A 14726-nucleotide genomic window follows, 5' to 3' on the forward strand; every position below is an offset into this window, starting at 1 on the left:
AGCGCTGAGTAGCGTGCCGGGGTGCCCGAACGTCCCACGGCACCGCGACGAGCTCCGGTGGTCGCCGCCCTGGCGGTGCTGCTGACCCTCCTCGCGACGGTCCTGGTGCCCGGCAAAAGCGAAGCAGCGGGGCCCACCGCGACGGTGACGGCCGCCCCCGCCGCGGCGTCCCCGACCGCGTCGCCGTCCGCGTCGCCGTCCGAGTCGCCGTCCGCGTCGCCGTCCGAGCAGGGGTCCGGGGAGGCACCCGCGACCACCGCGAGCGCAGAGGCCGCCGAGGACCAGCAGGAAGCCGTGACCGGCGAGGACGCGCGGGTGCGCACGTCGCCGACGCCCGTGGACCGGGACCGGGCGCGGGCGGTGGAGCCGGTCCTCGCGCGCTCACCGCTGACCGCCCCCGACTGAGCCCGGTCACCGCCGTCGTCCTGCGCCTCCCGCGCCCACCGCTCCGACCCAGGTGGCGGTGGCGCCCCCGCTCCACCTTCCCCGACCACGCACCGCGGTGATCGAGCCCAGGTCCCGTGCGCTGCTCCGCCCTCCGCCGCGAGCAGCCGTTGACCCGACCTGACCCGTCCCGACCCCCGAGGTGTTCCATGACCACCAGCTCCACCACCCCCACCCGCCGTTCCACCGCCACCGGCCGCGTGCTCGTCGTCCGGCGCCTGACCGAGGCCGACCTGCCGCTCACCGCCGCGCTCCAGGCCGCCGCTCCCCCGTCCAGCGCGCTCGACGTGCCCGCTGCCCTCGGCGCGGGCTTCCTGCGCCGCTGGCAGCTGGCCCAGCTCACCTCCCCGCACGCCGTGGCCCTCGTGGCGGAGCAGGTCGACGACGACGCGGGGCGCGGCGCCGACGGCCGTCGCACCAGTGGTGTGCTGCTCGCGGTGCTGGACCGCCGGGCCCACCGCGAGCACCTGCTGCACCAGCACGGCCCCCGGATCGCCAGCGCCCTGTCGAGCGCGCCGCTGCGGGCGCCCGGCGCCCTGGCGTCCTGGGCCAGGCTGCGCGGTGGTCCGCTGGCGCAGGCGGTGACGCTGCTGCCGACCCGCGGCGGAGCCGCGGCAGGCGCCCGGCGGCTCGAGGCCGGTGCTGTCCGGGTGCCACCGGTGGCGGAGCTCGACGCCCTGGTGGTCGACCCGGCGCTGCGCCGCACGGGCGTCGGGCGGCAGCTCCTCGCCGCCCTCGCGGCGCGCGCGGCGGACGCCGGGCTCGACCGCGTCGAGGCGCGCGTGCCGTGGGGCACGGGCGCGGAGGGCTTCTTCGCGGCGTGCGGGTGGGCGGCGTCCACGACGCGTCCGAGCCCGCGAGGCGGCTTCGAGACCAGGTTCCACCTGGACCTCTGAGCGCCGCCGCCGGCGCGCGGGAAACCGGTGGCGCCCCGCGGGGCGGGGCCGAGACCCTCGGGCGTGGCCCCGCCCCCTCTGCTCGCAGAGCTCGCCTGGCGCGCACCCGTCACGGACGCGGAGCTCGTCGCGCTCACGCTGGCCTACGGGGGCCGGGCCCCACCGGGTTGGTGGGGCCGGCGGCGCCCGCACTCCCTGGGCTGGGTGACGGCGCGCGACGAGGGCGGTGAGCTGGTCGGGTTCGTCAACGTGGCCTGGGACGGCGCCGACCACGCCTTCCTGATCGACACCAAGACACACCCCCGGTTCCAGCGCCGGGGGCTCGGCACCGCCGTGGTGCGCCGGGCCGCCCAGGAGGCGCGAGCCGCCGGCTGCGAGTGGCTGTTCGTGGACTTCGAGCCGCACCTGGCGGCCTTCTACCTCGACGCATGCGGGTTCAGGACCACGGCCGCCGGCCTGGTGCACCTGCCGACCCTCGACGCCGACGCCGTCCGCGCCCTAGGGTGATCGACAGAGCCCCAACTGTAGTCAGGACCCCGGCTGCGGCCCCCCGCACCCGAACCCTGGTGGAGTGGTCTCGCAGCACGTGCCGCGAGTGGGCCGATGCACCCCGTCGGCCTCGCCATGCCTGGAGACACCTGCGATGAACGCTCCTGACAGCTCCCTGCCCTCCCAGCCCTCTGCGCCGCGCCGCAGCCGCGGTGGCGCCGCCCTCGTCACGGCGCTCGTGGTCGACTCCCTCGGCAACGGCCTGTTCCTGCCGCTGTCGCTGGTCTTCTTCCTGCAGCTCACCGACGTCCCGCTCGCCCTGCTGGGGCTGCTGCTCACGCTGGCGAACGCCGTCACGCTGCCGGCGCCCGTGTGGGTCGGCACGCTCGTCGACAGGTTCGGTGCGCGTCCCCTGGTGGTGGCTGCACAGCTCCTGCAGGCGGTGGGCTTCGCGGCGTACGCCCTCGTCCACGGGCCCGTGGGGGTCTTCGCCGCCTCGGCGCTCGTCGCGGTGGGCGTGCGCGTCTTCTGGTCGTCGGTCTTCACCGCCATCGCCGAGCACGCCGAGGCTGACGAGGCAGCCCGGCCCGGACAGGCGTGGTCCAAGGACACCTGGTTCTCGGTGGCCAACGGCGCCCGCACGGCGGGGCTGGCGATCGGCGGCCTGGCCACTGGGGTCGTCATCGCGGACGGGCGCGACGGCACGTACGTGGCGGTCGCCTACGCCTCGGCGGTCTGCTTCGGCGTCGCCGCCCTGCTCATCGCCGTCGTCGTCCCCAGCCGCCACCGCACCCGGCCGGAGGACACCGCCGGCCAGCCGGCAGCGGCCGAGGACGAGCCGACCGGCTACCGGGCGCTGCTGCGCGACAGGCCGTTCGCCGTGCTCACCGCGCTCAACACCGTGTACGCGCTGACCAGCATGATGCTGGGACTGGCCCTGCCGACCGTCGTGCTCACCGTGCTGGAGGCGCCGGCGTGGCTGACCGCGGCCGTGCTGGCCGGCAACGCCGCCCTCATCGCCGTGCTGTCGGCGCCCGTGGGCCTGCGCACGCCGCGGTACCGCAGGACGCGCGTGCTCGCCGTGGCGGCGGGGCTGTGGACGGCCTGGGCCGCGGGGATGGCGCTGCTGGCGCCGGGACGGTTGGGGGTCGTCGTCGTCGTGGTGGTCTCGGTGACGCTGCTCTTCACCGCGGCCGAGCTGCTCCACGCCCCCGCCTCGACCGCCCTGGCCGCCGCGGCCGCTCCCGACGGCGCGCGCGGTCGCTACCTGGCGGTCTTCCAGTACTCCTTCACCGCGGCGTCGATCGTCGCTCCTGCCTTCTTCACCACGCTGGCGTCGGTGACCAGCGCCCTGCCGTGGCTGGCGCTGGCCGCGCTGAACGCGGTGAGCGTCGTGGTGCTGCTGCGGCTGGAGCAGCGGCTGCCAGCGGCAGCGCTGCGCGAGGGGCCGGCGGTCGGGCCGGCCTGACTGGTGAGAGGTCGACCTCGCGGTCTCCGCGGTAGGTTCATCGGCTGCCCAGACCCCGGAGGAACCCGTGGACGACGTCCAGCACCGCCGCGACCGCGCCGACGCGCTGCAGGCCGAGGCCGGCGAGGTGGTCGACGAGCTCGACCTCGACGCCCTGCTGAGCACCGCGGGCCAGCCGCACCGCGTGGGCAGTTCGCGCCTGGGGCTCATGGTGTGGCGCGACGTGGACATCACCGTGGTGTGCGAGCGCCTCGACGTCGTCGTCGTGAGCGGTCTGGCCGGGCAGCTGCTGCAGCGCGGGGACGTGCGCGAGGTGACCGTGCGCTCGGAGGTGGGGCGGCTCAACACCGACCCCGCCACCTACCCGGACGGCGTGTACCTGCAGGTCCGGTACGCCCCTGCCCACCGCGAGGAGTGGAAGCTGGACGTCTGGTTCGTCGACGAGCCGGACCGCCAGCCCGACCTGCGCCACGTCACCACGCTGCCGGCGCTGCTCGACGAGCCGGCCCGTGACGCCGTGCTCGCGGTGAAGGAGCACTGGGCTGCTCGGCCGGAGTACGGCTCCGCGGTCACCAGCGCTGACGTCTACCGCGCGGTGCTGGAGGACGGCGTCCGCGACGTCGCCGACTTCGACACGTGGCTCGCCGAGCGGGCCGCTCGACGTCGGTGATCCAGTGCCTCCCGACGTGGTCCTCACGGCAGGAGGGCGGCCAGCTCGGCCCACCACTCCAGGCGGGCCGGGCGCCCGTCGTAGCTGGCGCGCCGGTTGGCTCCCGAGGCGCTCGGAAGCACGAACACCCGGCTGCCCGCCACGGTCCACGGCGCCTCCCCCAGGCCCGGTGGGCGGTGGCCCTCGAAGCGGGCGTACGAGGCGGCCGCGGCCTTGCCGTGGAAGGCCACCCACGTCGGCGCGCACCGCTCCACCGCGCTGCGGAACCGCTCCAGGTCGTGCGGCGCGGGCCGCCCGCCCGCGCGCGACGGGTCCCGCAAGAGGTCGGTGAGCCCGACCCCCGCGCTCGGCAGGTCGGCGTCCTCCTCGGGCGCGAACCTGCGCGCGGTGATGCCGGACTCGTGCAGCAGGCGCCAGAAGTCGTCCCCGGGACCGGCGTGGTGGTGCCCGCGGGCCGCGGCGCACGCGGTCACGGCCGGCCCCACGAGCACGACGCGCAGGCCCGGTGCCAGGTGCTCGGCCAGTGCTGCTCCGCTCACCCGGCCATCGTGCGTCAGCCCAGGGGCGGCGTGCGCGGCGGAGCGACCCGCCGCGACCCCGTCGCCTCGAAGGCGGCGGCCAGGCGCAGCAGACGGGTGTCGTCGTAGGCCCGACCGGCCAGCGTCAGCCCCACGGGCATCCCGGTGTCCTCCACGACGCCCATCGGCACGGTCACGGTGGGGATGCCCAGGTGCCGGATCGCGAGGTTGCCGTTGGCCACCCAGACGCCGTTGCGCCAGGCCGCCTCCTGGGCGGCCTCGTCGACGTCCGCCGTGGCCGGGCCGACGTCGGCCACGGCGGGGAAGACGACGGCGGCCAGGCCGAGGGCGTCCATCCAGTCCTCGAGGTCGGCCTTCCGCGTCGCCTCCAGCCCGCGCATCCCCTCGGCGATCCCGGGGACGTCCGCGTAGGAGGCGCCCGGGTGGTCGCGGACCCACTGCGGGTAGGTGGGCAGGTCGTCGTCGAAGCCGGTGTACCGGTCCGGCAGGGCGCCCTCGGGATGGGGGAAGATCCGCGCGCCGTCGACGTCGACCAGGGTGTCCAGCGCCGGGTCGCCGTTGGCGTCCAAGAAGTCCTCGAAGGCCCAGGCGGCCAGGTCCGTCACCTCGCGGCGCAGGAAGCCGGCGGGCACCAGGCCGCGGGTGGCGATGGTGGGGGCGCCCGCGCGGTCGCCCTCGTAGTTCGTCACCGCGGGGAAGTCGACCTCGACCACCTCGGTGCCCGCCGCCTCGAGGTCGGCGCGGGCGGCCTCCCACAGGGCGATGACGCTGGCGCGGGTCTCGATCCGCTGGCCGGTGGGGCCGCCGATGCCGGTGCCCGTGCCCGCGTCCGGGTCGGCGTTCACGTACATCCGCGGCACGCCCACGCGCAGGCCGCCCAGCACCTCTCTGGCGGTGGCGTCGTCGTCGACGGCGAGGGCCGGGTAGGACTCCGGGCGCACCGCTGACGCCGCGGGGAGCTGGACCCAGGGCTGGCTGCGCCACAGGTCACCGCGGGTCTGCGGGTCGTCGGCGACGACGACGTCGAGCACCTCCAGCAGGTCCGCCACGGAGCGGGTGTGGGGCACGACGACGTCCATGGTCGGCACCAGCGGCCAGTTGCCCCGCGTGGAGATGACGCCGCGGGAGGGCGTGTAGGCGACCAGCCCGTTGTTGCTGGCGGGGCCGCGGCCGCTGGACCAGGTCTCCTCCCCCAGGCCGAAGGCGGCGAAGCTGGCGGCGGTCGCCGTCCCCGAGCCGTTGGACGAGCCGGACGCGAACGGCGCGGTGAGCCAGTCGGCGCTGTAGGGGCTCTCGGCGCGGCCGTAGACGCCGCGCTGCATGCCGCCGTTGGCCATCGGCGGCATGTTGGTCAGGCCGAGGCAGATGGCGCCCGCGGCGCGCAGGCGCTCGATGGTGAAGGCGTCGCGCTGGGCGACGAGGTCGGCGAAGGCGGGGCTGCCCGCCGCTGCCGTCAGGCCGCGCACGAGGTAGCTGTCCTTGGCGGTGTAGGGGATGCCGTCGAGGGGGCCCCGCACCTCGCCCCTGGCCCGGCGCTCGTCGGAGGCCCGCGCCTCCTCGTGCGCGGCCGGGTTGAGGACGACGACGGCGTTCAGGGCCGTCGCGGTGCCCGGCGCGTCGTAGGCGGCGATGCGGGCGAGGTGCGCCTCCACCAGCGACACCGCGGTGGCGCGCCCGTCGGCCAGGGCGGCGCGCAGGTCGGCGATGGACGCCTCGACCACGTCGACGTCCTGACCGTGCGTCTGGGGGGCCATGCGCGTCACCTCTCCGCGGGGGCTGACTAACCGACAGGCTTTCGGTTACTGTCCACGCATCGTGGGGCAAGGACGGCACCGTCCGCAAGGGCCCCGGCCGAGAGGCAGGAGCAGCTGTGCCGACGACGAAGACAGCGACGACGACGATGCCCGCCGAGTGGGAGCGGCACGCCCGCACCTGGATGGCCTTCCCGCCGCCCAACGCCACCTTCGGCGAGGTGGGAGGCGCCGACCTGCACCGCGCGCGGGTCGCCTGGAGCCGGGTGGCGAACACCGTGGTGGCCTTCGAGCCGGTGCGCATGCTCGTGCGGCCCGACGACGTCGGCGCCGCCCGCGAGCTGCTCGACCCGCGGGTGCAGCTGGACGAGGTGGGCCTCGACGACTCCTGGCTGCGCGACTCCGGGCCGACCTTCGTGCGGGGAGCCTCCGGGGTCGAGGCGGTGGACTGGACCTTCAACGGCTGGGGCGCGCAGAGCTGGGCCGCGTGGGAGCAGGACGCGCAGGTCGCGCGCCACGTGGCGGGGCTGGCCGGGGTCCCGGTGGCGTCGTCGTCGCTGGTGACCGAGGGCGGCGGCTTCCACGTCGACGGCGAGGGCACCGTGCTGCTCACCGACACCGTGCAGCTGGACCCGGACCGCAACCCCGGCTGGACCCGGGAGCAGGTGGAGGCCGAGGTGCACGGCCACCTGGGCACGTCGAAGGCCATCTGGCTGCCGCGCGGGCTCACCGCCGACTACGGGGAGTTCGGCACCCGCGGGCACGTCGACATCGTCGCCGCGTTCACCGCGCCGGGTGAGGTGCTCGTGCACACCCAGCCCGACCCCGGCCACCCCGACCACGAGGTCTCCGCGGAGGTGCTCGAGCTGCTGCGCACCGCGACCGACGCCCGCGGGCGCCGCCTGCGGGTCACCGAGCTGCTCGCCCCGAGGACCACCGAGGTGGACGGCGAGCTGGTCGACTTCTCCTACGTCAACCACTACGTGGCCAACGGCGCCGTGGTGCTGTGCTCCTTCGCCGACGAGCGCGACGAGGCCGCGGCGGCCGTGCTGGCCGCCGCCCACCCCGGCCGGGAGGTGGTGCTGGTCGACGCGCGGGACGTCTTCGCGTTCGGCGGCGGCATCCACTGCACCACCCAGCAGCAGCCGGCCTGAGGCGCGCCAGGTGGCCCGCCCGACCTCGCCGCTGCTCTCCCGCGGCGGGATCCTCACCGCCGCGCTCGACCTCGTGGACGCCGACGGCGACTTCACCATGCCGCGCCTCGCCCGCGCGCTCGGCGTGAGCACGTCCTCGCTGTACCACCACGTGCCGGGCGGGCGCTCCGACGTCGTCGAGGGTCTGCGGGGGCTGGTGTGCGACGGGCGGATGCCCACCGAGCGCACCGACGGCGAGGGCTGGCGCGCGTTCGCCGACCGCTGGGCTCGGGGCTACCGCGGAGCGATGGCCGCGCACCCGCACGTCGTCCCCCTGCTCACCGCGCAGACCGTCAGCGACCCCGGGGTGCTGGCCAGCTACGAGGCCCTGGTCGACGTGCTCGCGCAGGACGGCTTCGACGACGCGGCCGCGCTGCACGTGGTGGCCGTGCTCGACTGCTTCGTGCTCGGCTCCGCCCTCGACGCCGGGGCACCCGCGCAGGTGTGGGACGACGACGCCGAGCGCCGCCCGCGCCTGTCCCGCGCCGTCAGCGCCGCGCGGTCGCAGCCCGGGGACCGCTCGGGCGCGACGTTCGAGCTGGGCCTGACCAGCCTGCTGACCGGCCTGGAGGCGGTGCGCGAGCGCGCCGGCGGCTGAGCTCTGCACCGGGCCCTGCGCGGTGCCGGGCCGAGGCGCACCGTCAGGCTGCGGAGGCCGGACAGGCCGCGTGGGCGTGGCCCTCGTCGTCGGGGGTGAGCAGGTCGTGGTCCCGCAGCACGCGCACCAGGCGGCTGCTGCTGCCACCGCGGGAGCAGGCCTCGGCGAAGCCGTCGGCGCCGAGCTCGTCGGTGTACTCGACGTCGAGCACCACCGGGTACTGGTCGGTGTAGGCGGTGCACTCGTCGTAGACCTCGCAGGACTCGGCCACGGCGAAGTCGTACCCCGCCGCCCGCAGCCGACCTGCGAGCTCGGCGGTGTTCTTCTGCGCGACCGCCAGCCCCGCGCCGTGGGCGACCCGGGCGTACTCGACGGCGAGTGCGGCGTTGTCGTCAGCCGTCAGGTGGCCCTGCGAGCGGGTCCAGCTGTCGAGGTTGTCCACCTCCACCGCGTCGAACCCGGACGCGGCGCACCCGCGGATCCACGGGCCCACCACGTCGAGCAGCGCTGACCGCTTCGCCGCGGTGGAGGTGTCGAGGAGCAGCTCGTCGGGCCAGCCCGGGTCGGCCAGCGGCCCGTCGTCGGTCTGCACCACGAGGTCCGGGTGAGCGGCGGCGAACGCCCCCGACTCCGCCGGCTGGGTCTGGAACCCGTTGACGTAGCAGATGTCGTAGCCCAGGCCCGCGGGCTGCGCGGTCCTGTCGCGCGCCACCACGGTCACGCCCGCAGCCGGCTCGTAGGCACCACCCAGCTGGTAGTCGAACGCCGCGCCGGTCGGCGGCGGTGACCAGGTGTGCGGGGCCGGCTCGGGCCCGCCGGCCGAGCACCCCGCCAGCACCAGCGCGACGACGCCGGCGCAGGCGGCGGCACCGGCAGCGGCACGGCTGACGAGCACCCGGCCACGCTAGCGAGCGGTGGCTGGGATGCTGCCGGCATGGCCGTCCACCACGCCGCGACGATCGTCCCGACCAAGGCCGAGCTGCTGGCCGCGTGGGTGCCCACGCAGTCCTGGGCCGCCGGCGCCGACACCTCCGAGCTCACCAGGCTCGGCTCGTACCGGTTCGACGACCCCGACGGCGAGGTCGGCGTGGAGACCCACGTGCTGGCCACCGCCGACGGGCAGGTGCTCCACGTGCCGCTGACCTACCGCGGAGCACCGCACGACGGCGCGGAGTCCTCGCTCGTCACGACGATGACCCACACCACCCTCGGTGACCGCTGGGTCTACGACGCCCGCCACGACCCGGTCTACGCCGCCGTGCTGGCCGCGGCCGTCGCCACCGGCGGCCGCGAGGCGGACCTGTTCCTCGCCACCGCGGACGGCCTGGAACCGCAGCCCGCCTCCGCGCGCGTGCGCGGCAGCGGCTCGGCACCCACCGCGCCGACCGCCTCCTGGGCCGGCCCGCGGGTCGCCGTCGAGGGCACCACGTCGCGGATCGAGGGCGACGGCGCTGCGCTCGTCGTGCTCCACGTGCTGAGCACGACGACGACCGCGGGCGCCGCGGCGGACGACCCCGTGCTCACCGGGACCTGGCCCGGACAGGACGAGCCCGTGCTGCTCGCGGTGCTCGAGACCGTCGCGGTGGGCTGACCCTCACCCCTTCGGCTGGCGCGGCGAGGAGCTCGTCTGCGGGAGGCTGCAGGCGGGACGAGCCATCCCGGGTGGTGCCCGCTCGCGACGTGCTGAGGACGCTCCGGCGTCACGCCGCGGCGGGCACCGCCGCCCTCAGTGCCCAGTCAGACCGGCCAGACCGCTCAGACCGGGCGCACCTCGGCGAGGCGCCGGCGGGAGTGGTCGTCGTCCCAGCAGACGGCCGCCTCCCAGGCCGCGGACGCCTGCGCGGCCACGTCGTAGGCGGCCGGTCCGAGGTCGGCGGCGTCGTGCGGCAGCGCCAGGTCCAGCTCGGGGATGTCCACCCGGGACTCGTCCCAGTCGATGAGCCCGACCCCGCCCGCGGTGAGGCGGACGTTGCCCGGGTTGAGGTCCCCGTGGACGACGCAGCTCGGCCGACCGGCCAGACGCGCCCACGCGGCGCGGCAGCGCGCGACGCCCTCGGGCGGCATCGCGGTGAGGTCGACCCTGGTGCCCCGCTCCTCGTGCAGCAGGTCGGTGGAGGCGCGCCAGCCGGGGCGCTGCGGCCAGCCGCTCGTGGCCCCGTGGACCTGCCGCACGGCGGCTGCCACGCGGCGCCAGTCGGCCTCCGTCTGCGGCGGCTCGCCGTCGACGCGCGCCATCACCACCAGCCCGCGGGTGAACAGCCTCCCGTCGCTGGTGGGCAGCGGCACGGGGACGACGACGCCCAGGGGCCGGAGCTGGCGGTCGAGGTGCTGCACCAGTGCGGTCTCCCACGCCAGGTCGGCGTCGGACCGGGTGCCCAGGCGGGCCACCGCCGGGCGGCCCCCCACGCGCACGCTCCTGACCTGGTTGGCCGCTCCCCCGGTCAGCGGGTCGAGCAGCTCGACGTCGTCGCCCCAGTCCGCCAGCGCCTCCCACCCCACGCCCGGCATCCTGCACCGCCACCCCCACCGCCGGCGCTCCGGGCGACGATGGCCCCGTGGCGACGCTGCACCTCATGGTCGGGCTGCCCGGCGCGGGGAAGACGACGACGGCGAGGGCGCTGGCCGAGCAGCACCGCGCGCTGCGCCTCACCCCCGACGAGTGGATGATCCCGCTGTTCGACGACAACGACGCCGGCGGCATGCGCGACGTGCTCGAGGGGCGGTTCGTCACCACGGCGCTGCAGCTGCTGCGCCTCGGCGTCGACGTCGTCCTCGACTTCGGGCTGTGGAGCCGCGACGAGCGCGCCGCGCTGCACCACCTCGCCGCCGGTGCCGGTGCGGGCTGCCGGTCGGTCTACCTGCCGGTCGGCGCCGAGGAGCAGTGGCGGCGCGTGCAGGGGCGGGCGGGCACCGTGGGCAGCTCGACGTTCGCCATGACCCGCGCCGACCTCGACGAGTGGCGGCTGCGCTTCGAGCCGCCGGACGAGGCGGAGCTGGCCGGCGGGGCCCCGGCGCGGCCGCTGCCGCAGGGGTGCGCGTCGTGGGAGGCGTGGGCGACGGCGCGGTGGCCGTCGCTGGTGGTCTCCGGGCCCTGAGCGCTGGGACGATCAGCGGTGTGACGGACAGCGCTGCGACGGACGGCGCCTGGCCGGCCGACGACCACGTGCACTCGCAGTTCTCCTGGGACGCGGGGGCCGGCGACATGGAGGCGACCTGCGCGCGGGCCGTCCAGCTGGGACTGCCGGCGGTCTCCTTCACCGAGCACCTTGACGTGGGCGCCTGGCAGGCCCCGCCGGGCGGCTGGGCGTGGAGGGGGACGGTCCGGGGCCGCACCGACGAGCACGGGCGGTTCATGTCCGAGCCGCTGGAGGTGCAGGCGTACCTCGAGGAGGTCGAGCGGTGCCGGCACCTGTTCCCCGACCTGCGGATCCGCTGGGGCGTCGAGCTCAGCGAGGGGCACCGCCACCCCGCGGCCTCGGCCGAGGTGGTGCGCTGGGGCTTCGAGCGGGTGGTCGGGTCGCTGCACGCGCTCGCCGACCTCGACCACCCCGGTGAGGTGGTGGAGATGCGCGGCGCCGTGGCGCAGCGGGGCGCGCTCGGCACGGTCCTCGCCTACCTCGACGAGGCCGCGGAGATGGCGGCCAGCGACGCGCCGTTCGAGCTGCTCGGGCACCTCGACTACCCGCTGCGCTACTGGCCCGCCGACGCCGGCCCGCTGCCCTGGGGCGAGCTGGAGGAGCGCGTGCGCCACGTCCTGTCCGTGCTCTCGGGCTCCGGCCGGGCGCTGGAGGTCAACACCTCGCGCCCGCTGGAGCTGGTCGTGGTGCGGTGGTGGCGGGAGGCCGGCGGGCAGGCGGTCTCGTTCGGCAGCGACGCGCACCGGCCCGAGGACCTGGCGGTGCGCTGGCGGGAGGTCGCCGACGCGGTCCGGGCCGCCGGGTTCCGACCGACCGCCGATCCCACCGCGCTGTCGGGGCGCTCCTGAGGGCTCGCGCACGCGCCCGAGGCCGGATCAGACGAGGAAGTCGTCGACCTGCAGGTCGTGGGCGACGAAGGGGCGCAGGCTGGCAGCCAGCTCCAGGACGACGTCCCGCACCGAGGCCGCGGCCTCCGGGACGAAGGTCAGCAGCGCCGAGGTCTCGGTGGTGTCGCTGCGCGGCGGCCCCGCCCAGGTGCTGTCGGGCAGGGCCGCGGCGATGCGCTCGATGCAGTCGTCGAGCACGAGCCCCGGCTCAGCGGGGTGCTCCTCCAGCGCGGCGAGCTGGGCCTCGACAGCGCCTGGCCAACCCTCGGGCTCGTCGGGGGCCAGGAACAGCAGGACGTCGTACGACACGCGGGCCTCCTCACTCGTGCGCCGGTGGCCCCCGCACCCCGAGGGCTCACCGCGCGGGACGCGTCATTCTCGTCGCGGCGCACCTCGGGCAGAACCCCACGCACCAGCTGCTCTGGTGCTGCACCGCTCCACCGCGCCTCGCCGCCGCTGCACCGCAGGTGACCTCGGTCGGTTCCGGGACTGACCGAGGTCACCGGGGGGGCGGTGCGGTCCTAGGGGACGAGGTGCTCGGCGCGGTAGCGGTCCACCAGCGCCAGCAGCGCCCGCTCCGTGCTGACGTAGCCGGTCCACCCGAGCAGGCGGCTGCGCGTCATGTCGGCGAAGACCTCCACCTCCCGGCCCAGGTCGGCGTCGGTGTGCCACCAGGAGGCCACCCGCGCGAGGTCGGGCTCGACCAGGCCGTGCTCGGCCACGAGCCGGGCCCACACCGGGCCCGCGCCGGCCATCTGCTGCTCCAGGGGCTGGGGCTCCTCCGACGGGCCCTGCGGCTCGACGCCCAGGTGCTCGGCCAGCCGCGGCCAGAGCCGGCGCCAGCGCACCAGGTCTCCGTCGACCACGTTGAAGGCGGTGTCCGCCGCCGCGGGCGTCGTCGCCGCCCACAGCTGGTGGTCGGCGAGGAGGTCCGCGTCGGTCAGGTCCACGACGCCGTCCCACTGGGCCAGCGACCCGGGGAAGGTGAAGGGACGCCCGAGGTGGCGCTGCACACCGGCGTAGGCGGCCAGCGTCGAGGCCATGTTCATGGCGTTGCCGACCGCGTGGCCGATGACCGTGTGGGAGCGGTGCACGCTCCAGGTGAAGCCGTGGGAGGACGCCGCGGCGAAGAGCTCGTCCTCCTGGGCGTAGTAGAAGTTGTCGACCGGGAGGCGCTCGGCGTCTTCCAGGAACGGGGTGTCGGGCAGGTCGCCCTGGCCGTAGGACTCGAAGGGGCCGAGGTAGTGCTTCAGCCCGGTCACCAGCGCCACGTGCCGGAGCGTGCCCTGCGGTCCCAGGACGGCGAGCAGGTCGCGGACCATGCCGGCGTTGACGCGGATGTTCTCCGCCTCGGTCTCCTGCCGCGACCAGGCCGCGATGAAGACGTGCGTCGGGCCGAGGTCTCCCAGTCCCTCCCGCAGCGAGTCCAGCGAGCGCAGGTCCGCGGCCACGTGCTCGGCGGGCGAGCCGGGCACCGGCGACCGCGACAGACCGGTGACCCGCCAGCCCGCACCGGCGAGCTGGCGCACCAGTGCGGACCCGGTGATGCCGCTGGCGCCGACGACGAGGGCGTGGGCCCCCTCGGGAGCGGTGCGCACCGGAGTGGGCGCGCGGTCGGGGAGGGCGACGGCCAGCGGGCGGGGCGTGCTGTTCACCCCGGGTGCAGCCGCGCCCGGTCCCCTCCTGTTCCCCGGCGCGCTCGCCCGGTCGTCCCGCGCGCTGGGGGTGCTCCCTGGAGGCCGGGGTCAGCGCTCGACCAGCTCGACCAGCTCCACCAGCTCCACCAGGCGTCGCAGCAGCGGGTCGGCGCCGGCGTGGTCGTCGGCGACGACGGTCACCACGGCGTCGCCGAGGAACAGCAGCACCTGGCCGTGGGCGCCGTGCAGGCGCCACGCCCCGCCGGGCCCGCCCCAGCCGGCGAGCGCGTGGTGGGTGTACCCCGGACCGGCACCGTCGCGGACGGTCCAGTCCGCGTGCATCGCGTCGACCCACCGCGGCGAGACCAGCTGCCGCCCGCGCCAGGCGCCGCGGTCGCGCAGCAGCCGCCCGAGGCGGGCCAGCTCGCCGCTGCGCAGGTGGAGGCCCTCGGCGGCCCTGACGTGGCCGAGGGGGCAGCGGTCCCAGACCGGGGCGTCGATGCCGAGCGGCTCGAAGAGCCGTGACGCCGTCCAGGCGTGCACGTCGCCGACCACGGCGGCCAGGGCGCGCGCGGCCGTGTACGTGCTGGCGGGCGCGTACTGGAACACCCGCCCGCGGGAGGGGCCGGCGAGGAAGGCGGCGGCCACGTCGGGGACGTCGGTGGTCCACGTCGGCGACCACGGCGCGTCGATGCCGCTGACCATGCCGAGCAGGTGGCGCGTCGTCACGCGCCCGACGCCGTCGCCGGTCGCGAGGTCCGGCAGGTAGCGGGCGACCGGCGCGTCGACGTCGAACAGCCCCTCGTCGCCGGCAGCGCCGGCGGCGAGCACGCACACGCCCTTGGCCACCGAGTGGACGTCGCGGGGGACGTCCTCGCTCCAGCGGTGGACCGCGGCGTCGTCCCCGACCAGCACGTGCACGGCATGCGCGGCGAACCCCTGCTCGGTGACGACGTCGACGACGCGGGCCAGCACGGTCTCGGCACGGCCCACGCCGCCACCCTGCCAGTCGGCCGG

Annotated in this window: 17 protein-coding genes; 10 read left to right on the top strand and 7 right to left on the bottom strand. The window is 76.3% G+C overall.

What is annotated here, in order from left to right; all coding sequences use genetic code 11:
* The first annotated feature begins 21 nt into the window (after positions 1-21).
* From FHN55_RS11120 to FHN55_RS11140, 5 genes are all read left to right on the top strand, one after another.
* Entirely contained in the window at positions 22-405 is a 384-nt protein-coding gene (locus FHN55_RS11120) for a hypothetical protein (protein ID WP_139712388.1), read from the top strand.
* A gap of 188 nt (positions 406-593) precedes the next feature.
* Complete coding sequence (locus FHN55_RS11125) at positions 594-1340, top strand: GNAT family N-acetyltransferase (RefSeq protein WP_139712389.1); 747 nt, start codon at positions 594-596, stop codon at positions 1338-1340.
* A 63-nt stretch (positions 1341-1403) separates the two neighbouring features.
* On the top strand, positions 1404-1847 hold the full coding sequence (locus tag FHN55_RS11130; RefSeq protein ID WP_257570879.1) for a GNAT family N-acetyltransferase: 444 nt from the start codon (positions 1404-1406) through the stop codon (positions 1845-1847).
* Between the two features lie 136 nt (positions 1848-1983).
* Positions 1984-3297 (top strand): MFS transporter, encoded by a 1314-nt coding sequence (locus tag FHN55_RS11135; protein ID WP_139712390.1) that lies wholly within the window; start codon positions 1984-1986, stop codon positions 3295-3297.
* Positions 3298-3364: 67 nt separating this feature from the next.
* The gene (locus FHN55_RS11140; RefSeq protein ID WP_139712391.1) at positions 3365-3967 is read left to right on the top strand and encodes a hypothetical protein; all 603 of its coding nucleotides are present in this window, start codon (positions 3365-3367) and stop codon (positions 3965-3967) included.
* Between the two features lie 23 nt (positions 3968-3990).
* Here FHN55_RS11140 and FHN55_RS22685 read toward each other — a convergent pair whose 3' ends face one another.
* Positions 3991-4506 (bottom strand): mismatch-specific DNA-glycosylase, encoded by a 516-nt coding sequence (locus tag FHN55_RS22685; RefSeq protein ID WP_180357782.1) that lies wholly within the window; start codon positions 4504-4506, stop codon positions 3991-3993.
* A 14-nt stretch (positions 4507-4520) separates the two neighbouring features.
* Complete coding sequence (locus FHN55_RS11150; RefSeq protein ID WP_139712393.1) at positions 4521-6260, bottom strand: amidase; 1740 nt, start codon at positions 6258-6260, stop codon at positions 4521-4523.
* Between the two features lie 116 nt (positions 6261-6376).
* On the opposite strand from FHN55_RS11150, the gene FHN55_RS11155 reads away from it, so the two are divergent.
* Together FHN55_RS11155 and FHN55_RS11160 are read left to right on the top strand one after the other, a co-directional pair.
* On the top strand, positions 6377-7411 hold the full coding sequence (locus FHN55_RS11155; protein ID WP_373995724.1) for an agmatine/peptidylarginine deiminase: 1035 nt from the start codon (positions 6377-6379) through the stop codon (positions 7409-7411).
* A 10-nt stretch (positions 7412-7421) separates the two neighbouring features.
* Complete coding sequence (locus tag FHN55_RS11160) at positions 7422-8048, top strand: TetR/AcrR family transcriptional regulator (RefSeq protein WP_139712394.1); 627 nt, start codon at positions 7422-7424, stop codon at positions 8046-8048.
* 43 nt (positions 8049-8091) lie between these two features.
* Here FHN55_RS11160 and FHN55_RS11165 read toward each other — a convergent pair whose 3' ends face one another.
* Positions 8092-8943, bottom strand: a complete 852-nt coding sequence (locus tag FHN55_RS11165) for an endo alpha-1,4 polygalactosaminidase (protein ID WP_139712395.1) — start codon at positions 8941-8943, stop codon at positions 8092-8094.
* Positions 8944-8982: 39 nt separating this feature from the next.
* Between FHN55_RS11165 and FHN55_RS11170 the strand changes: the two genes are divergently transcribed.
* Positions 8983-9639, top strand: a complete 657-nt coding sequence (locus FHN55_RS11170; protein ID WP_139712396.1) for a CG0192-related protein — start codon at positions 8983-8985, stop codon at positions 9637-9639.
* A 164-nt stretch (positions 9640-9803) separates the two neighbouring features.
* Here FHN55_RS11170 and FHN55_RS11175 read toward each other — a convergent pair whose 3' ends face one another.
* Positions 9804-10547 carry a phosphotransferase enzyme family protein gene (locus FHN55_RS11175; protein WP_139712397.1) on the bottom strand — a complete coding sequence of 248 codons (744 nt, stop codon included), beginning with the start codon at positions 10545-10547 and terminating at the stop codon, positions 9804-9806.
* A gap of 56 nt (positions 10548-10603) precedes the next feature.
* Between FHN55_RS11175 and FHN55_RS11180 the strand changes: the two genes are divergently transcribed.
* Together FHN55_RS11180 and FHN55_RS11185 are read left to right on the top strand one after the other, a co-directional pair.
* A complete protein-coding gene (locus FHN55_RS11180; protein ID WP_139712398.1) occupies positions 10604-11143 on the top strand; it encodes an ATP-binding protein in 540 nt (179 codons plus the stop codon).
* 20 nt (positions 11144-11163) lie between these two features.
* Complete coding sequence (locus FHN55_RS11185; protein ID WP_218974575.1) at positions 11164-12033, top strand: PHP domain-containing protein; 870 nt, start codon at positions 11164-11166, stop codon at positions 12031-12033.
* Positions 12034-12060: 27 nt separating this feature from the next.
* On the opposite strand, the gene FHN55_RS11190 is transcribed toward FHN55_RS11185, so the two are convergent.
* From FHN55_RS11190 to FHN55_RS11200, 3 genes are all read right to left on the bottom strand, one after another.
* Positions 12061-12381 (bottom strand): hypothetical protein, encoded by a 321-nt coding sequence (locus tag FHN55_RS11190; protein WP_139712399.1) that lies wholly within the window; start codon positions 12379-12381, stop codon positions 12061-12063.
* Positions 12382-12593: 212 nt separating this feature from the next.
* Positions 12594-13727 carry an SDR family oxidoreductase gene (locus FHN55_RS11195; RefSeq protein ID WP_218974576.1) on the bottom strand — a complete coding sequence of 378 codons (1134 nt, stop codon included), beginning with the start codon at positions 13725-13727 and terminating at the stop codon, positions 12594-12596.
* 90 nt (positions 13728-13817) lie between these two features.
* Positions 13818-14702 carry a serine hydrolase gene (locus tag FHN55_RS11200; protein ID WP_139712400.1) on the bottom strand — a complete coding sequence of 295 codons (885 nt, stop codon included), beginning with the start codon at positions 14700-14702 and terminating at the stop codon, positions 13818-13820.
* Between the last annotated feature and the right edge of the window lie 24 nt (positions 14703-14726).

The organism is Streptomyces sp. NP160, assembly GCF_006335115.1.
Taxonomy (GTDB): domain Bacteria; phylum Actinomycetota; class Actinomycetes; order Actinomycetales; family Quadrisphaeraceae; genus Quadrisphaera.